General features: G+C 70.3%; 16 protein-coding genes and 1 pseudogene. 4 read left to right on the top strand and 13 right to left on the bottom strand.

What is annotated here, in order from left to right:
* Positions 1 to 617: 617 nt before the first annotated feature.
* The gene (locus tag AB0I51_RS30750) at positions 618 to 2,066 is read right to left on the bottom strand and encodes a recombinase family protein (RefSeq protein ID WP_362980703.1); all 1,449 of its coding nucleotides are present in this window, start codon (positions 2,064 to 2,066) and stop codon (positions 618 to 620) included.
* 122 nt (positions 2,067 to 2,188) lie between these two features.
* On the opposite strand from AB0I51_RS30750, the gene AB0I51_RS30745 reads away from it, so the two are divergent.
* Positions 2,189 to 2,608, top strand: a complete 420-nt coding sequence (locus AB0I51_RS30745) for a DUF3151 domain-containing protein (RefSeq protein WP_362980700.1) — start codon at positions 2,189 to 2,191, stop codon at positions 2,606 to 2,608.
* Between the two features lie 87 nt (positions 2,609 to 2,695).
* On the opposite strand, the pseudogene AB0I51_RS30740 reads toward AB0I51_RS30745, so the two are convergent.
* The 9 genes and pseudogenes from AB0I51_RS30740 to AB0I51_RS30700 all read right to left on the bottom strand — a co-directional run.
* Positions 2,696 to 2,970, bottom strand: a pseudogene (locus AB0I51_RS30740) (DUF3151 domain-containing protein); the annotation flags it as partial.
* Between the two features lie 46 nt (positions 2,971 to 3,016).
* Entirely contained in the window at positions 3,017 to 4,495 is a 1,479-nt protein-coding gene (locus AB0I51_RS30735; RefSeq protein WP_362980698.1) for an MFS transporter, read from the bottom strand.
* 59 nt (positions 4,496 to 4,554) lie between these two features.
* A complete protein-coding gene (gene fbaA / locus AB0I51_RS30730) occupies positions 4,555 to 5,577 on the bottom strand; it encodes a class II fructose-bisphosphate aldolase (protein WP_362980696.1) in 1,023 nt (340 codons plus the stop codon).
* A gap of 131 nt (positions 5,578 to 5,708) precedes the next feature.
* On the bottom strand, positions 5,709 to 6,257 hold the full coding sequence (pyrE, locus tag AB0I51_RS30725; protein WP_362980694.1) for an orotate phosphoribosyltransferase: 549 nt from the start codon (positions 6,255 to 6,257) through the stop codon (positions 5,709 to 5,711).
* A 31-nt stretch (positions 6,258 to 6,288) separates the two neighbouring features.
* A complete protein-coding gene (locus tag AB0I51_RS30720) occupies positions 6,289 to 7,077 on the bottom strand; it encodes an aldose 1-epimerase (protein WP_362980692.1) in 789 nt (262 codons plus the stop codon).
* 21 nt (positions 7,078 to 7,098) lie between these two features.
* Positions 7,099 to 7,866, bottom strand: a complete 768-nt coding sequence (locus AB0I51_RS30715) for an SRPBCC domain-containing protein (protein WP_362980690.1) — start codon at positions 7,864 to 7,866, stop codon at positions 7,099 to 7,101.
* A gap of 90 nt (positions 7,867 to 7,956) precedes the next feature.
* Positions 7,957 to 9,552 carry a polyamine aminopropyltransferase gene (locus AB0I51_RS30710; protein ID WP_362980688.1) on the bottom strand — a complete coding sequence of 532 codons (1,596 nt, stop codon included), beginning with the start codon at positions 9,550 to 9,552 and terminating at the stop codon, positions 7,957 to 7,959.
* A 94-nt stretch (positions 9,553 to 9,646) separates the two neighbouring features.
* Complete coding sequence (locus tag AB0I51_RS30705) at positions 9,647 to 10,183, bottom strand: DUF2617 family protein (protein WP_362980686.1); 537 nt, start codon at positions 10,181 to 10,183, stop codon at positions 9,647 to 9,649.
* A gap of 326 nt (positions 10,184 to 10,509) precedes the next feature.
* Entirely contained in the window at positions 10,510 to 10,794 is a 285-nt protein-coding gene (locus AB0I51_RS30700; protein ID WP_362980684.1) for a hypothetical protein, read from the bottom strand.
* A gap of 129 nt (positions 10,795 to 10,923) precedes the next feature.
* Between AB0I51_RS30700 and AB0I51_RS30695 the strand changes: the two genes are divergently transcribed.
* Positions 10,924 to 12,114 (top strand): pyridoxal phosphate-dependent aminotransferase, encoded by a 1,191-nt coding sequence (locus AB0I51_RS30695; RefSeq protein ID WP_362980682.1) that lies wholly within the window; start codon positions 10,924 to 10,926, stop codon positions 12,112 to 12,114.
* Here AB0I51_RS30695 and AB0I51_RS30690 read toward each other — a convergent pair.
* Positions 12,095 to 12,556, bottom strand: coding sequence for a GNAT family N-acetyltransferase (locus AB0I51_RS30690; RefSeq protein WP_362980863.1), 462 nt, complete (start codon positions 12,554 to 12,556; stop codon positions 12,095 to 12,097). The two genes, AB0I51_RS30695 and AB0I51_RS30690, sit on opposite strands and share 20 nt — an antisense overlap.
* A gap of 148 nt (positions 12,557 to 12,704) precedes the next feature.
* Complete coding sequence (locus AB0I51_RS30685) at positions 12,705 to 13,235, bottom strand: YbjN domain-containing protein (RefSeq protein WP_362980680.1); 531 nt, start codon at positions 13,233 to 13,235, stop codon at positions 12,705 to 12,707.
* Positions 13,236 to 13,344: 109 nt separating this feature from the next.
* Here AB0I51_RS30685 and AB0I51_RS30680 point away from each other — a divergent pair, with 109 nt between their 5' ends.
* Positions 13,345 to 13,809 carry a hypothetical protein gene (locus AB0I51_RS30680; RefSeq protein WP_362980678.1) on the top strand — a complete coding sequence of 155 codons (465 nt, stop codon included), beginning with the start codon at positions 13,345 to 13,347 and terminating at the stop codon, positions 13,807 to 13,809.
* A 10-nt stretch (positions 13,810 to 13,819) separates the two neighbouring features.
* On the opposite strand, the gene clpB is transcribed toward AB0I51_RS30680, so the two are convergent.
* Entirely contained in the window at positions 13,820 to 16,417 is a 2,598-nt protein-coding gene (clpB, locus tag AB0I51_RS30675) for an ATP-dependent chaperone ClpB (protein ID WP_362980676.1), read from the bottom strand.
* 121 nt (positions 16,418 to 16,538) lie between these two features.
* Between clpB and AB0I51_RS30670 the strand changes: the two genes are divergently transcribed.
* On the top strand, positions 16,539 to 16,952 hold the full coding sequence (locus AB0I51_RS30670) for a TIGR03618 family F420-dependent PPOX class oxidoreductase (RefSeq protein ID WP_362980674.1): 414 nt from the start codon (positions 16,539 to 16,541) through the stop codon (positions 16,950 to 16,952).
* Positions 16,953 to 17,010 lie beyond the last annotated feature (58 nt).

The following is a 17,010-nucleotide window of genomic DNA, read 5'->3' as shown; positions in this document are numbered from 1 at the left end:
ACGACGGCCGCCTGTGCGAGGACTCGCGTCCCCCCAAGGCCGCAAAGTCTCGCGCGGGATCGTCCTCATGACCCGCAGGGCGTGCGGGAGTGCACCCCACTCGAACGGGCTGGAGGACGAGGAATCGCGGTCCGCGCAATCGTTCGCGAGAGGCGGGTTCCGGTTTTCCCTGTGGTTCGGTTGTCTTCCAGGCCCGGGGATTGGGGGCCGGCCAGCTGACACTCGTCAGCAGGCTTACTGATGCTCGGCAAGCAGGACAGGGCCGTACGTCGAAGTCCCAGAACTTGGCGGACGGCCCAGACAGCCGGTGTCGGCAGCGACTGAACCCAAGACCGCCTTCTTCGTGAAGGACAACGACCGGTGAGCGAGTTGTGCCGGTTCATCCATGCGGAGAAGGCGAACTACCCGATCGTTCTGTTGTGCCGGGTGCTGAACGTCGCCCGCTCCTCCTACTACGCGTGGCGCGAGGGCGAGGCCGCCCGCCATGCCCGGCAGGCCGCCGACGACGCGCTCGCGCACGAGATCACGGTGCTGCACGTCGCCTCCCGCCGCACCAGACCAGTCATGAACGAGCGGAGCCGGGTCCCCAGCCACAACGGGGACCCGGCATCGTCGTATCACCGGAGCACCGGCTCGATATCCGCCGGATCGAAGATCGGCCCGTTGGACGCGGGCTTGATGATGACCGCGCGGAAGAACTTGAGGACCGCAGCGCGTTGCTGTTCGATCGCCAGGTTCTCCCACCGGCCCCGTATGTCGATGGGGCCGGCCGCGAAGGTCGCGGCCTCGGCCCGGTGCAGGGCTCGCTCCCGGTGCAGTTCCGCGATCTGCCGCTCCAGATCCTCGGTGAGTGCGATGTAGCGGGAGGCCGACATGCGCTTCTCCTGCCACGCCTGCTTGAACTCGGCCATATCCCGTTCCAGGGAGGCCAGTTGCTCCTCCTTGGTCCACTCCGGCGCACGTTCGCGGACGTTCGCCAGCGCCTTGTCCGAGCTGAGAAACACGGCATTCCTGATGAGACGGTCGACCGGCTCACCGGCCCGGGCCACTCCCCCGCATCCACCGTCGTTCCTACCGGGACACGCGTACTTGAACTGCGATGACGTCTTCGACTTCCGGTACGACGGGAAAGCCCGCATCTTCGTACCGCACCGCCCGCACCGAGCGATGCCGGAGAGCAGGTACTTGGTGGCGTTGTCCCGTGGGACACGCCCCTCCGACTCCCGCTTGACCTTCTCCGTCAGCAGGTACCAGTCGTCGGGGGCGATGATCGGCTCCCAGTCACCGACGACGGGAGCGCCGCTCTCGTCCAGGAACAGCTCGCCCTGGTGCATCCGGTAGCCGCAGATCCGCGGGTTCATCAGCATCCGCTTGATCTTGGAGTCGTCGAAGACGCCGCCGCTATGCGACCTGATCCCCTTCTCCCCCCACTCACGCGCAATGGACGCCCAGCGGATGCCGCCCAGGAAGTCCTTCACCGCCTTGCGGAGGTTCTCGGCCTCTTCCGGCACCAGCGTCCTGCGGTCCTCGCGGTTCCATCCGTACGGCGCCCGACCACCGGGAAGCTTGCCCTTCGCCGCCAGTTCCAGGTGCTTGCGCTTCGTCCGCTTCGACGTGTCCGCCGAGGACTTGTTTGCGATGGTCACCTTGATCCGCGCGATGAACCGGCCGTTCTCCGTGGACAGATCGATGTCCGACGCCGACACGGAGTCGAAGACGAGGTGGCGCTTCCGGCGCTCGGCGTCCTCGTACTCGTCGATCCATGCCTCCAGTTCACGCGGCTGACGCGTGAAGCGGTCGATGTCCCAGGCGACGACCCCATCGATCCGCCCGGCCTTGAGGTCTTCCAGCATCTGCCGGAACTCGGGCCGTACCGTCTTGCGCTTGTACGCGGAGAGGTCGTTGTCCTCGTAGACCTTGGCGACCTCCCACCCCCGGGCAGCGCAGTGCAGTCGGCAGTCTTCCTCCTGCCGCGCGACGCCCAGCCCTTCGGCCTCGTCGTCCTTGCTGATCCGGGTGTAGATGCCCACCTGAATGGCCCCGGAGGACCCCCGTCGTGCTGCCATGTGCCGGAGCGTTGCATATCACGATCAGGTACATCAAGCGCCATTCTCATATCAACTCGATCCACGGCCGATATCCCATGAAGGCGTCCCGAACGTCCGTCCCCGAGTGGCAGACTGATTGCATGACGACGCACAAGAACCTGCTCGGCGGCCCGGACCCGACCTACCTGCCGGAGAACGAAGAGGCATACCGCCTCCTGGGCGAGGAGTCCCAGCCTCCGGTCGAGGTCGCGGCGAAGCACCCCACGTTCTCGCTCGCCTGGGCGATGCTCGCGGACGACGCCTTCGAGGCGGGGCAAGTGATCGAGTCGTACGCGTACGCGCGCACCGGCTATCACCGGGGTCTCGACTCGCTGCGCCGGGCCGGCTGGAAGGGGCACGGCCCCATCCCTTGGGACCACCGGGCCAATCGTGGGTTCCTGCGCTGCCTCGCGGGCCTCGCCCGTGCCGCTGGCGCGATCGACGAGAAGGACGAGACGGAGCGTTGCTGGCAGTTCCTCAAGGACAGCAGCGCCGAGGCGTACGCCGAACTGAAGCGGTAGTCACCGCAGTTGAGACGTCTGTGCCGCCGTTACTCAGGCAGCGACGGCGGCGCGGAATGCAGAAATTGAACGATTACATGTAGCGCCGTTCTCCCAGGGCACCGGACCGTGCCCTTTCCAGCCGTTGCGCCGCAACGAGTCCAGCCCGCGGTGGTAACCCGTACGCGCATAGGCGTACGACTCCACGACGCTGCCCCGCTCGAACGCGTCGTCGGCCAGCAGGGCCCAGGCGAGCGAGGAGGTCGGAAACTTCGCGGCGACCTCGGCGGGCGCGGCCCCGCTCGCGAGGAGGTCGCGCGGCCCGGGGTCTTCGGGGAGGTGGGTCGGGGGCGGTCCCCGAGGAGGTTCTCGTGAATCGTCATGGGTTCCAGTCTCCCCCAGCCGCGGCCATTGCCCGGCATCCGGTCGCTACCCCGCGTCGAGCCGCCCCTTCCCCACCCGCGGTTCCAGCGGCGGTGCCGTGATCGAGCCGTGGGTCAGGCACTCGGGACGGCGGCAGCCCGGGGCCGGGCGCCGTACGGTCGCGCAGGCCAGGACCGACCCCACCACCAGCACTCCGGCACACCACCCCATCGCCCGGTCGAAGGCGTGGTCGAAGGCGCTCGCCGACCGGTACGCCTCCGAGCCCATCCCCGCGAGCAGCGGCAGCGCGGCGATCGCGATGAGGCCGGCCGCGCGGGCCGCCGCGTTGTTGATGCCGCTGGCCAGGCCCGCCCGCGCGGTGTCCACGGAGGCCAGGACGGTGGCCGTGAGCGGCGCGACCAGGATGACCATGCCGCTGCCCATCACGAGGAGGGCCGGTACGACGTCGGCGAGGTAGGAGGCGTCGGGGCCGACCCGCATCATCAGCAGCATCGCCGCCGCGCACAGCAACGGCCCGACGGTGAGCGGGATGCGGGGGCCGATGCGCTGGGCCAGTTCACCCGAGCGGGCCGAGAACAGGAGCATGAGGGCGGTCGTCGGGAGCAGGGCCGTGCCGGCCTCCAGCGCCGAGTAGCCCGCCACGACCTGGAGTTGGAGCGCGGTGAGGAAGAAGAAACCGCCGAAGGCCGCGTAGACACAGAGCGTGACCAGGTTGACCGCCGTGAACTGGCGGGACGCGAAGATGCCCGGCGGCATCATCGGATCGGGGCTGCGCTTCTCGACGTAGACGAACGCGACCCCGGCGGCCACGCCCGCCACGGCGGTGACGATCACGACGACGAGTGAGCCGTCGCCCGCCTCGATCAGCGCGTACGTGACCAGGGCGAGTGCGATCGCGCCCAGCGCCGCGCCCAGTACGTCGAAGCGGCCGTGTGCGCGGCCGTCCGCCGACTCGGGGACATGGCGTACGGCGATCGGGGCGCACACCAGCGCCATCGGGACGTTGATCAGGAACACCCAGCGCCAGCCGGGGCCGTCCACCAGCCAGCCGCCCAGGAACGGGCCGATCGCCGCGCCGATACCCCCGAAACCTGACCACAGGCCGACCGCCCTGGCCCGGTCGTCGGGGTGGAAGGATGCCTGGATGAGGGCGAGGGAACCGGGGGTGAGGAGCGCGCCGCCGATGCCCTGGAGCGCGCGGGCGGCGATCAGGACCCCGGCGTTGGGGGCCAGCCCGCACAGCAGCGAGGCCGCCGCGAACCACACCACACCCAGGACGAAGATCTTGCGGCGCCCGTAGCGGTCGCCGAGGGAGCCGCCGAGGAGGATCAGTCCGGCCAGCGTCAGCATGTACGCGTTGACCGTCCACTGGAGGGCGGCCAGGTCGGCGTCGAGATCGCGGCCGATGCGCGGCAGGGCCACGTTGACGACGGTGGAGTCCACCATGGCCATGCTGGAGCCGAGCACCGTGGTCAGCAGGATCCACTTGCCCTGGGTCGAGGCGAGCCGGACGTCGGAGGACATGCCCCAGGTATACAACGAGCCCGGTGCCGTAGCACCGGGCTCGGAGCAGACCGTAACGACTACTTGATCTTCGTGCCCGTCGAGCGCAGGTTCGCGCACGCCTCGGTGACGCGCGCGGCCATCGACGCCTCGGCCAACTTGCCCCAGGTGCGCGGGTCGTAGGTCTTCTTGGAGCCGACCTCGCCGTCGACCTTCAGGACACCGTCGTAGTTGCGGAACATGTGGTCCGCGACGGGGCGCGTGAACGCGTACTGGGTGTCGGTGTCGAGGTTCATCTTCACTACGCCGTTCTCCAGCGCGGTGGCGATCTCCTGCTCGGTGGAGCCGGAACCGCCGTGGAAGACGAAGTCGAACGGGGACGCCTTGCCGTACTTCGCGGCCACGCCGTCGCTCAGCTCCTTGAGAAGCTCGGGGCGGAGGACGACGTTGCCCGGCTTGTACACGCCGTGCACGTTGCCGAAGGACGCGGCCAGCAGGTAGCGGCCCTTCTCGCCCAGGCCGAGCGCCTCGACCGTACGGATCGCGTCCTCGACGGTGGTGTAGAGGGAGTCGTTGATCTCGTGCGAGACGCCGTCCTCCTCACCGCCGGTCGGAGTGATCTCCACCTCAAGGATGATCTTCGCGGCGGCGGCGCGGGCCAGCAGCTCCTGCGCGATGGCGAGGTTGTCGGCGAGGGTCTCCGCCGAGCCGTCCCACATGTGGGACTGGAACAGCGGGTTGCCGCCGGCCTTCACGCGCTCCTCGGAGACGGCGAGCAGCGGACGGACGTAGCCGTCGAGCTTGTCCTTGGGGCAGTGGTCCGTGTGCAGCGCGACCGTGACCGGGTACTTCTCGGCGACGATGTGCGCGAACTCGGCGAGCGCCACGGAGCCCGTGACCATCTCCTTGGCGTACTGGCCGCCCAGGAACTCGGCGCCACCCGTGGAGATCTGGACGATGCCGTCGCTCTCGGCCTCCGCGAAGCCGCGCAGCGCAGCGTGCAGGGTCTGGGTCGAGGTCACGTTGATGGCCGGGTAGGCGAACTTGCCTGCCTTCGCCCGGTCGAGCATCTCGTTGTAGACCTCGGGGGTTGCGATGGGCATGGTCCGCTCCTTGGTATCTGCGGGTTGGCGATCTTCGCGATCTGCGTACTACGGCCCTGACCTAGACCTTGGGTGCGACGTCATCGTCGGCCCCATCTTTCCAGACGTGGCCCGATGCTAGGAGCGTGCGGTCAGTCCAGGCCCAGCTCGTCCTTGGAAAAGGCGAAGAGATACGGCACTCCCGCGCCCGCCTCGATCTTCTCGGCGGCGCCGGTCGCCCGGTCCACGATGGTCGCGACGCCGACGACCTCGGCACCGGCCGCGCGCACGGCCTCCACGGCGGTGAGCGGGGAACCGCCGGTGGTCGAGGTGTCCTCGACGACCAGGACCCGGCGGCCCGCGATCTCCGGGCCCTCCACCTGACGCTGCATGCCGTGCGCCTTCGCGGCCTTGCGCACGACGAAGGCGTCCAGCTTCCGTCCACGCGCGGCGGCGGCGTGCAGCATCGAGGTGGCGACCGGGTCGGCGCCCATGGTCAGCCCGCCGACCGCGTCGAAGTCGAGGTCGGCGGTCAGGTCCAGCAACACCTGCCCGACGAGCGGGGCGGCCACCCCGTCGAGGGTGACGCGGCGGAGGTCGACGTAGTAGTCGGCCTCCAGCCCCGACGACAGGGTCACCTTGCCGTGCACCACGGCCTTGTCCTTGATCTCCTGCAGCAGCGCGCCGCGTACGTCCGTCATGCCTGCCAGCTTAGAGGCGATGCCCGCCGGCCTAGAAGCGCGTCCAGGCCCAGGTCGTCGTGGCTTCCAGCGGCTCGATCGGAGTGACCAGGCGGGGCAGGGTGTTCAGGCCGTTCGGCGGGCCGGTCTGCGGTTCCACGCAGACGGCGGCCTCCTGCTCGTCGTAGACGACGACCCACTTCTCCGGGCTCCTCACCTTCAGCTCCAGCTGCCCCGGCCAGGTCAGGGTGACGTCGACGCCGTCCGGCATGCCGAAGCAGTCGTCCCAGGGGCTCGGCCTCACGTCGATGCGGTTGCCGGTGGGCAGGTGGTCGGCGCCGCGCTCCTCCTGCCAGGCGGGGCTGAAGTCGACGAGCACGTCCTCGGCGCCGAGGTTGCGGTTGAACCACGGGTGCCAGCCGATCTGCGCCGGGAACGAGTCGTCGTACGCCTCGATCGCCATGGTGAGCGTCAGGGAGTCCCCGGTCAGCGCGACGGCCTGGGTGACGCGGCCCGGGAAGGGCCACGGCTCGACCAGGTCGTACGTGATGACCGTCTCGTCGGCCGTCCTGCGGGCGGTGCGCCAGGCGCCGTCGCGGACGGTGCCGTGGATGGCGTGCGGCGGGGAGTTGAGGGGCATCTGGTGGACGGTTCCGCCGTCCCGGAAGCGGCCGTCGCGGATCCGCCCGCACCAGGGGACCATCGGGAAGCACCCGAACCGCTCGCCCTGGCGCAGCAGTTCGACGCCGCCGACGCGAAGTCCTCCGATACGGCCGCCGTTGCCCGGCTGCACCGTCACTTCCGCGTCGCCCGCGGTCAGCGTGATCTCTTCGTTACTCACGGCACGACCCTACTGGGCCGCTCAACGGCGTTTGCGCAGCACCCTGTTCACCACGATCGCCGACGCCAGGACCAGCGCGGCGGCGGGGGCCGCCCAGCGCAGCGTGGCGTTCGCGGAGACGGTCTGCGGCGCGGGGACGGGGGCGTAACGCCCGCGCGGCGGCGCGTGGTCGACCTCCTCCGCGCTGCGGCCGATCATCGTGCGGCGGGCGTGTGCGGCCTCGGCGGGGGGCTGGGGGGTCTCGGCGAAGGTCTCGGAGACGTGGAGTTCCTCGATGGCGCCCACCACGTCGTCCACGTCCACCTCGTCGATGTCGTCAATGTCTTCAATGTCGTCGATGCCGTCCGTGACCACCGCCTGTTCCGGTTCCTCCTCCGGGTCCGCCTCCGCCCCCAGGTTCGCCGCGAACCGCTCCAGCAGTCTGGTCGTCGCCGCGTGCACCGCGTCCGGCGCCAGTTCGGTGACCCGGCCGTCAGCCGTCGCCGTGCCGTCGAAGGTGATCGTGGAGCCGCCGTCGGACTCGCGGACGCGCACGGTGAGGGCGAGTTTGACGGAACCGGTGCCGCGGGCCTCGGTCGCGTCGCCCTCGACGGCGTAGGAGCCGTCGTCCCGGGCGGAGACGCGGACGGACCCGCGGTAGGTGATGGAGTGGCTGCCGACGCGGACCTTCAGGCGTCCGGCGACGGGTTCGGTGCCGGCGTCCTGCTGGAGGCCGGGGACGGCGCGGGCGACCCGGGCGGGGTCGCCGAGCGCGGATCGCAGCCGCTCGGGCGAAACCGGAACGTGCACCTCATGCTCCATGTTTGCGGAGCCTACCTAGGTTGACCCCGGGTACACCTGCCGTTGCCCGGAAGTGCCGCCGTGTTGGTGCGCGTCGCATCAGTACCGGGGGTGCACCAGCGTCGAGGCCGGCAGCCCCGGCAACCGGGTCCGCTCCGCCGCCCGTTCGTCGCTCTCCAGCCCCGGCTCCGCGGGCACCGCCCCCCGTGCCGCCAGCACGAACCCCCAGTCGCGCGGGGAACGGGACGTTCCCGCCGTACGGTCGGGGCCCGCCGCGAAGCCCGAGGCCCGGCCGCCGACGCGGTAGGGGACGGGGTGGAGACCGGCCGCGCGGACCGTGGAGACCACCGTCCAGAAGACGCGGCGCCGGGAGGCGACAGGCCCCGCGTGCACGACCAGCCGGCCCCGCTCGGTGAGGGCTCGGCGGGCGAGGCCGTAGAACTCCTGGGAGTACAGCTTGGTGCTGGCGGTGATGCCGGGATCGGGGAGGTCGGCGATGACCACGTCGTACGTCCCGGGGTGGACCCGGCGCAGCAGGTCGAAGGCGTCGCCGGTGGTGACGTGGACGCGCGGGTCGCCGTAGACGTGGTCGTTGAGCGCGGCCAGGGCGGCGTCTTGGCGGGCCAGCCGGACGACCTCCGCATCGAGTTCGACGATGTCGACGCGGCGCACACCCCGGCGGCGGAGGACGTCGCGGGCGGCGAGGCCGTCGCCGCCGCCGAGGACGAGCACGCGCGCGTGGGGGCCGTCCATCGCGGGGTGGACGAGGGCCTCGTGGTAGCGGCGCTCGTCGCGTCCGCTGACGCGCAGGCGGCCGTCGAGGAAGAGGTCGAGGGGGCGGCCGTGGTCGCCGCCGGTGAGGACGATCTCCTGGACGTCCGTCTGGAGAGCCACCCGGACGTCCTTGCCGTAGACGGCGTGCCGCGCGGCCCGTTCGAAGTCGTCGGCCAGTACGGCGGCGGAGGCGAGCAGGCCGAGGACGGTGAGGTTGGCGAGGACCAGGAGCCAGCGGCCCCGGCGGGTGAGGTCGCGGCGGAACAGGCCGAGGACCAGACAGCTGCCGGCGACCACGTTGACCGTGCCGGTGAGCAGGGTGCCGGTCAGCTGGCCCAGGAACGGGAGGAGGAGGAAGGGGAACGCGAGGCCGCCGACCAGTGCACCCACGTAGTCCGCCGCGAAGAGGTCGGCGACGGCGCCGCCCGCGTCCTGGCGGCGGATCCGCTGGATCAGCTCCATCAGCAACGGGACCTCGGCGCCGATCAGCAGACCGATCGCGAGGGAGAAGGCGACCAGGAGACAGCGTGGGCCCTGCGCCCACAGGCCGCCCCAGTTCCCGGTCCAGGCGAAGACCGCGTACAACGCCATCGCGCTGTAGCCGCCGATCAGCGCGAGGGCCGCCTCGACCGCGCCGAAGCCGGCCGCCGCGTGCCAGCGCAGCCGCTTCGCGGCGAGCGAGCCGATGCCCATCGCGAAGACCATCACGGACAGGACGACAGATGCCTGGGTGACCGAGTCGCCGATCAGGTACGAGGCGAGCGCGACGAGTTCGAGTTCGTACACGAGTCCGCAGGCCGCGCAGACGAAGACCCCCGCGAGCACCAGGAACCGGCCCGTGCCCGGCCGTACGGGCAGCCGCGCGGGGCCTGCCCAGGGCGGCTGGGTACTCGGCCGGGCCGGCGCGTGCGGTTCGATCACGCTGCGACGTTACGTCACGGAACGGGCACGCTTCGTCACCCACACGTGTGGAATGTGTTTACGACCGCGGGAGTTGGCGCAACCCGCCTGCGGCTCAGACGGGAGACGGCACCGGGTAGGCCACCGGCACCCGTACGCCCACCCTCGTCCGCGTCGCCACCAGCTGGCCGTCCTGCGGATAGGCGTGCCAGGTGCGCCAGTGCACCTGGCCCTCGTACCGCTGGGCGAGCAGCGCGGTGAAGGCGTGCGGGCTGCCGGGGAAGACCCCCGCCAGACCGTTGGGATGGTCGGCGACCAGGGCCAGCAGTTCCTGGGCGCGGCCCGCGAACTGTCCCGGGGACAGCAACTCGACCCGGGCCGCGAACTCGTACTCCCAGTCGCCCACCCGCTTGGCGACCCCGAGCGGCAGCGGTGTGCTGGAACCCGGGATGCACGCGACCGTCTCCGAACAGCTGCCCCGCGCCTCGTCCAGGAGTACCTGGTGGGACGCGCCGAGCAGTCTCAACTGGAGCCGCGCACCGGCGAGTTCCAGGTCGAGTGTGGCCAGCGCGGGAAGCGGCTCGCGCCCCAGGGTCCAGGCGAGGTCGGCCGCGCGCGTGTCGGTGTAGGAGGTGTTCAGGGTCGTGAGCATGGATCGGCTCCGCTAGCACGCAAAGAAAAGGCAGGGGGAGGTGTGGGGGTCTGGCACACCCCGGCCGACACCGGGACATCCACCCGGTCGGCCCAGTCAGGAGAAGGTGTCTGCAGGCGCCCGAGGGGCTGCGTCGGTGATGTAGAGGGAATCATGAACGGTGGCGCCACCACAGTCTTTTTACCCAACTTCGTGGGGTTTCCATCCCTCAGGGGGCTCCACAGCTCAACTGTTCAACCAAGGCGTACGCCCAGGCGTGTCGGACGCGCGCCGGAGCGCCCGCCGGGAGCGGTCTCCCGACGGGCGCCGCGCCCCCGCCGCGCCGGTCAGTTGCCCCCGCCGCAGCCGCCCCCGCAGGACGAACCGCCGCCGCACGACGAGCCGCCACCGCAGGAGGAGTGCCCGCCACCGCAGGAGTGGCCCCCGTGGTGTCCCCCGGAGTGACCGCCGCCCGAGGACGACGACCCCCCGTCCCCGGCCCACCAGCTGCTCGTACCGGCGGCACCGCCGCCCCCGTACGCCCCCGTCCTGCGGTCCGACTTGCGCGCCGCGCGAACGACGGCCCCCACGAAGACGGCCGCGATCACTGCCAGGATGACGAAGAAGAACATGGCGTCACCCTCCTTCCGATTCCCCCGAAGCGGCCCCCCGTGGGCGCCTCGTGTGGTGCGTGAAGCAGGGATGCCCGGCCGTCTCACCAGCCAAAGCAGAGTTGAGGAACTCCAGAGCTTGGGCGCAGGATGACGGGCATGACCTCCAGCTCACGTCCCCTCCTCAACCGCCGGCTCGCCGAGTTCGGAACGACGATCTTCGCCGAGATGTCCGCCCTCGCCCTGAAGACCGGGTCGATCAACCTCGGCCAGGGCTTCCCCGACACGGACGGCCCCGAGGAGATCCGCGAGGCGGCGGTCCGCGCGCTGCGCGACGGACGCGGCAACCAGTACCCGCCGGGCCCCGGCGTCCCCGAACTGCGCACCGCGATCGCCGCCCACCAAAAACGCCGCTACGGCCTGTCCTACGACCCCGACGCCGAGGTCCTGGTCACGGCGGGCGCGACGGAGGCCATCGCCGCGGCGCTGCTGGCACTGGTGGAGCCGGGCGACGAGGTCATCGCGTTCGAGCCGTACTACGACTCCTACGCCGCCTGCATCGCGATGGCGGGCGGCACCCGCGTACCGGTCACGCTCCGACCGCACGAAGGGTCGTTCCGCCTCGACCTCGACGAACTGCGCGCCGCCGTCACCGACCGCACCCGCCTCCTCCTGATCAACACCCCGCACAACCCGACCGGCACCGTCCTCACCCGCGAGGAACTCACCGCCATCGCCGAACTCGCCGTAGAACGCGATCTGTTGGTGATCACGGACGAGGTCTACGAGCACCTGGTCTTCGACACGGCCGAGCACATCCCGCTCGCTACGCTCCCCGGGATGCGGGGGCGCACGGTGTCGATCGGCTCGGCCGGCAAGACGTTCTCCTTCACCGGCTGGAAGGTGGGCTGGGTGACGGGAACCCCGGACCTGGTGACGGCTGTCCGCTCGGCGAAGCAGTTCCTCACGTATGTGGCGTCGGGCCCCTTCCAGTACGCGGTCGCGGAAGCCCTCTCCCTCCCCGACTCCTACTTCGACGCCTTCCGCGCGGACATGCTGGCCAAGCGGGACGTCCTGGCGACGGGCCTGACGGAGGCCGGCTTCGAGGTCTTCCGGCCGGCCGGCACGTACTTCATCACCACCGACATCCGTCCGCTCGGCGAGACCGACGGCTTCGCCTTCTGCCGCGCGCTGCCCGAGCGCGCCGGGGTCGTCGCCATCCCCAACGCGGTCTTCTACGACCACCGGGAGGCGGGGGCGCCGTTCGTGCGGTTCGCGTTCTGCAAGCGGGTGGGAGTGTTGGAGGAGGCCGTGGGGCGGCTCAAGTCACTGGCCGGCTGAGCCGGAGGTCTATCCAGGGAACACTCTCCCCGGGCAGCAGATACCGCTCGGTCTCGACGAAGCCGTGCCGCAGCGCGAACCTGAGTCCGGCCTCGTTGGAGGACAGGACGACGGTCTCGATCACTTCGGCGCCCAGCGCGCGGGCGCGGTCGAGCCCGCGGGCGTAGAGGTCCTGGCCGAACCCACGCCCGCGGTGCTGGGCGAGAACGCGGGCGATGACCGTGGCCGTCCGAGTCTCGTCCACCGGCGGGCGAACCGTGCTGCAGCCCACGAGGTCGTCGCCTTCGCCGTCGAGGTAGGCGATCTCCAAGTGGTGGCGCCGGGCGCGTTCCCGTACGTCGTCCAGGGAGAGGGTGTGGGTAGGGATGATCACGTTGTGGACGTGCTGCCAGTCTTTCAACGTGGCGTCGTCGTCCGGCTGTTGAATGCGAAGGCCAGGCATCCCGGCAGCGAACCCGAACACCTTCTGGACGTCAACTCCGGAAGCGACGAGGGCCCGGTCCCCGCACGCGACGGTGGTGGTCGCATACCGGGCCGGGCCCTCGTTCACGCAGGTACAACGGGTGCTACGGGTGCTACGGGACCGAGGACTACTCCTCGTCGTCCTCCGGCTTCTCCGTGGCCTCGTCGACTTCCTCGGTCAGACCGAGCTGCTCGACGAGCCAGCGGTCGAACTCGATGGCGGCGCGCACCCAGCTGACCGTCGAGGAGACGAAGTGGTTCAGGTCGACGCCGGTGCCGATCAGCATCTGCGCCTCACCGATCAGACGGACGGTGCCGTCGTCGTGAGTGTGGCTGTAGACCTTGGGCCACAGGGTGCGACGGTTCCAGTCGTCGATGGACTCCAGCAGCTGCGGCTTGGTGTCGATCTCGTGGGGACGGTCGTAGAACGTCCGGACGGAGAAGACGAGCTGGTCGTCCTCACCGCGGAACATGAAGTACGTACGGAACTGCTCCCACGGCGCCGCGAGGTCTCCCTCGTCGTCGACGACATACTTCAGCTCCATCTGGTCGAGGAGCTGCTTCACGAGGTCCTGATCCGGGACGACGGGGCCCGCCGGTCCTTGCTGAGGCTCGGGCTGGCCCCCGAAGTTCGGAATCGAGGACGGGTCGATGCTCACCGTGTATTTCCCTTCGTACGGATTCCGCCATCCTCCCCCATCCGGGGAGGGGCGTGGCAACCCCTGCCGGGTCTGTCCGCCACGGGCTGACCGATATACGGTCATGCCCATGCAGAGGGGGCTGCGGTGGCCGCTGTGGGGGATGTGGTGGACCTGCCTGGTCTTCGTGGTGTGGGCGGGCTGGTGGTTCGGACGCACGATGCTCCACGCCGCCTCCGGTGACGACCCTCCCGGCACCGTCACCGGCGCCGGCTGCGCCGAGGCCATGGACTTCTCCGGCGCCGCGCTGCCCGAGGGCACCCGCGACGAGGACTGCACCTCGTACACCTGGGGAGGCCAGGCCTACGACGGCAGTTTCCGCATGCCGCGCGTGGCGGTGCGAGGCTGGCTGGCCGAGTCCTTCCCCGACGCGACGGACTTCCCCTGCGACGGGGACGACGACAGGTGTGTCCATGTCGTCCGCGAAACGCACGCGCACACGCCCGGTGCCTACGCCGTGACGGTGAGCGTGCACTACGAGGGCGGGTCCGCGGGGGACACCGCCCTCGTCAGCTTCGACGCGAGTTCCTACTGAGCGCCGGGCGTCACAGCGTCTTGCCGGTCGCCGGCCCCACGATCAGCCCGTCGCCGAACGCGTCCACCCGTACCGTGTCGCCGTCCTTGACCTCGCCCGCCAGAATCTCCTTGGCGAGCCGGTCTCCGATGGCGGTCTGGACGAGACGCCGCAGCGGTCGCGCGCCGTACGCCGGGTCGTTGCCGTTGTCCGCGAGCCAGGTCAGGGCCTCGTCGCTGATCTCCAGGGTCAGGCGGCGTTCCGCGAGGCGCTTGGCCAGGCGGCCGATCTGGAGCGCGGCGATCCGGCCCAGCTCCTCCCGGTTCAGGGCGGAGAAGACCACCAGGTCGTCCAGCCGGTTGAGGAACTCCGGCTTGAAGGAGGCCCGGACCACCTGGAGGACCTGTTCCTTCTTCTCGGCCTCGCCGGTGCTCGGGTCGATCAGGAAGTTGCTGCCGAGGTTGGACGTGAGGATCAGGATCGTGTTGCGGAAGTCGACCGTGCGGCCCTGCCCGTCGGTCAGACGGCCGTCGTCCAGTACCTGGAGCAGGACGTCGAAGACCTCCGGGTGCGCCTTCTCGACCTCGTCCAGCAGGATCACCGAGTACGGGCGCCTGCGCACCGCCTCCGTGAGCTGGCCGCCCTCCTCGTAGCCGACGTAGCCGGGAGGCGCGCCGACCAGCCGGGCCACACTGTGCTTCTCGCCGTACTCCGACATGTCGATGCGGACCATGGCCCGTTCGTCGTCGAAGAGGAAGTCCGCGAGGGCCTTGGCGAGTTCGGTCTTGCCGACGCCCGTCGGGCCGAGGAACAGGAAGGAGCCGGTGGGGCGGTCGGGGTCCGCGATGCCGGCGCGGGTGCGCCGTACCGCGTCGGAGACCGCCTGTACGGCCTCCTGCTGGCCGATGAGCCGGCGGCCCAACTCCTCTTCCATGCGCAGGAGTTTCTGCGTCTCGCCCTCCAGGAGGCGGCCTGCGGGGATGCCGGTCCAGGAACCCACCACGTCCGCGATGTCGTCGGGGCCGACCTCCTCCTTCACCATCGTGTCCTTGGCGGCTTCTTCCTCCGCCTGGGAGGCCTCCTCCAAGTCCCGCTCCAGGGAGGGGATCTCGCCGTAGAGCAGCTTGGAGGCGGTGTCGAAGTCGCCGTCGCGCTGGGCGCGTTCGGCCTGGCCGCGGAGTTCGTCGAGCTTCTCCTTCAGCTCGCCCACCCGGTTGAGGGACTGCTTCTCCTTCTCCCAGCGGGCGTTGAGGCCGCGCAGCTCCTCCTCGCGGTCGGCGAGGTCGCGGCGCAGCTTCTCCAGGCGCTCGATGGAGGCGGCGTCGGTCTCCTTGTCGAGCGCGAGCTCCTCCATCTTCAACCGGTCGACGGAGCGCTGGAGTTCGTCGATCTCGACGGGGGAGGAGTCGATTTCCATGCGCAACCTGGACGCGGCCTCGTCGACGAGGTCGATCGCCTTGTCGGGGAGGAAGCGGGAGGTGATGTAGCGGTCGGAGAGGGTCGCGGCGGCGACCAGCGCGCTGTCCGCGATGACGACCTTGTGGTGCGCCTCGTAGCGTCCCTTCAGACCGCGCAGGATGGCGATCGTGTCCTCGACGGACGGCTCGGCGACCAGCACCTGCTGGAAGCGGCGCTCCAGCGCCGGGTCCTTCTCGATGCGCTCGCGGTACTCGTCGAGGGTCGTCGCGCCGACCATGCGCAGTTCACCGCGGGCCAGCATCGGCTTCAGCATGTTGCCGGCGTCCATCGAGGAGTCGCCGCCGGCGCCCGCGCCCACGACGGTGTGCAGCTCGTCGATGAAGGTGATGATCTGGCCGTCGGAGTCCTTGATCTCGGACAGGACGGTCTTGAGCCGCTCCTCGAACTCGCCGCGGTACTTCGCGCCCGCGACCATCGCACCGAGGTCGAGCGAGACCAGCCGCTTGTTCTTGAGGGACTCCGGCACGTCCCCCTTGACGATCCGCTGGGCCAGCCCCTCGACGACGGCGGTCTTGCCGACGCCGGGCTCGCCGATGAGGACGGGGTTGTTCTTGGTGCGGCGGGACAGCACCTGGACGACCCGCCGGATCTCCTGGTCCCGCCCGATGACGGGGTCGAGCTTGCCCTCGCGCGCGGCGGCCGTGAAGTCCGTACCGAACTTCTCCAGCGCCTTGTACTGCCCCTCGGGGTCGGGTGTGGTCACCCGGCGCCCTCCCCTGCTCTTCTGGAACGCGTCCAGCAGCTTCTTCGCACTGGCCCCCTGCTGGGAGAGTACGTCCCCGGCCGCGCCGCCCTTCGCGGCGATGCCGATCAGCAGGTGCTCGGTCGAGAGGTACTCGTCGCCGAGCTCCTTCGCGCGCTCGTCGGCGTCCGCGAGCACCGCGAGCAGTTCGCGGCTGGGCTGCGGGGGCGCGACGGTCGACCCGGTCACGCTGGGCAGCGCGCCGAGGACCCGCTCGGCCCCGGACCGTACAGCGGCCTGGTCGGCGTCGACGGCGGCCAGCAGGTCGGTGATGTTCTCGTTGTCCTCCCCCGCGAGCAGCGAGAGAAGCAGGTGCGCCGGGGTCAGATCGGCGTGCCCCCCGGTGACGGCGCGGCTGCTGGCCGCGTTGATCGCTTCCCGGCTCCTGTTGGTCAGCTCGGCGTCCACGTTCCCGTACTCCTCCTCCTGCAGCCTTCGTGCACGGACTGACTGGGTCAACGTGCACAAAGTTGAGTCTATTCCACTCAAGGCGGTGGCGGGGCGGATCGGGAGACTAAGTTCCGGGGCCATGGCCTCATATCCCGTCGACCCGGGCGATCCCGACCCGTCGTATCTCACCTTCTGGCAGGAACGGCATCTGTGCACCCTCACGACCCCGCGACCCGACGGCAGCCCGCATGTCGTCCCTGTCGGAGTGACATACGACCCGCAGGCGCGGCTGGCTCGGGTGATCGCGGACAAGTCGAGCCGGAAGGTGGCGAACGTGCTGGCCGCGGGCCCGCCCGGGGCACGGGTCGCCGTGTGCCAGGTGGACGGGCGGCGCTGGGCGACGCTGGAGGGCCGGGCCTTCGTACGCGCGGAGCCGGACCGGGTCGCGGAGGCGGAGCGCCGGTACGCCGGGCGCTACGGGCGCACACCGTCGCCGAACCCGTCCCGGGTGGTGATCGAGATCGAGCTGACGCGGGCACTGGGGAGAGGCTGAAACGATCAGTTCAGGCCACTACGGTCGGCCCCATACCCTGACATTTCGCCCAAACTGC

Origin of the sequence: Streptomyces sp. NPDC050549, assembly GCF_040655035.1 — a bacterium.
In the GTDB taxonomy this organism is placed as follows: domain Bacteria; phylum Actinomycetota; class Actinomycetes; order Streptomycetales; family Streptomycetaceae; genus Streptomyces.
The sequence above is the reverse complement of the archived record's forward strand: the minus strand, read 5'-3'. Positions and strand labels throughout refer to the sequence as shown.

What these genes read in the sequence shown, in the direction of transcription:
- AB0I51_RS30745 (WP_362980700.1), top strand. Translation starts at nt 2,189, where the DNA reads ATGACGACGCACAAGAACCTGCTCGGCGGCCCGGACCCGACCTACCTG.
- pyrE (WP_362980694.1), bottom strand. Translation starts at nt 6,257, where the DNA reads ATGACGGACGTACGCGGCGCGCTGCTGCAGGAGATCAAGGACAAGGCC.
- AB0I51_RS30735 (WP_362980698.1), bottom strand. Translation starts at nt 4,495, where the DNA reads ATGTCCTCCGACGTCCGGCTCGCCTCGACCCAGGGCAAGTGGATCCTG.
- AB0I51_RS30750 (WP_362980703.1), bottom strand. Translation starts at nt 2,066, where the DNA reads ATGGCAGCACGACGGGGGTCCTCCGGGGCCATTCAGGTGGGCATCTAC.
- AB0I51_RS30690 (WP_362980863.1), bottom strand. Translation starts at nt 12,556, where the DNA reads ATGCCTGGCCTTCGCATTCAACAGCCGGACGACGACGCCACGTTGAAA.
- fbaA (WP_362980696.1), bottom strand. Translation starts at nt 5,577, where the DNA reads ATGCCCATCGCAACCCCCGAGGTCTACAACGAGATGCTCGACCGGGCG.
- AB0I51_RS30680 (WP_362980678.1), top strand. Translation starts at nt 13,345, where the DNA reads ATGCAGAGGGGGCTGCGGTGGCCGCTGTGGGGGATGTGGTGGACCTGC.
- AB0I51_RS30700 (WP_362980684.1), bottom strand. Translation starts at nt 10,794, where the DNA reads ATGTTCTTCTTCGTCATCCTGGCAGTGATCGCGGCCGTCTTCGTGGGG.
- AB0I51_RS30695 (WP_362980682.1), top strand. Translation starts at nt 10,924, where the DNA reads ATGACGGGCATGACCTCCAGCTCACGTCCCCTCCTCAACCGCCGGCTC.
- AB0I51_RS30705 (WP_362980686.1), bottom strand. Translation starts at nt 10,183, where the DNA reads ATGCTCACGACCCTGAACACCTCCTACACCGACACGCGCGCGGCCGAC.
- AB0I51_RS30670 (WP_362980674.1), top strand. Translation starts at nt 16,539, where the DNA reads ATGGCCTCATATCCCGTCGACCCGGGCGATCCCGACCCGTCGTATCTC.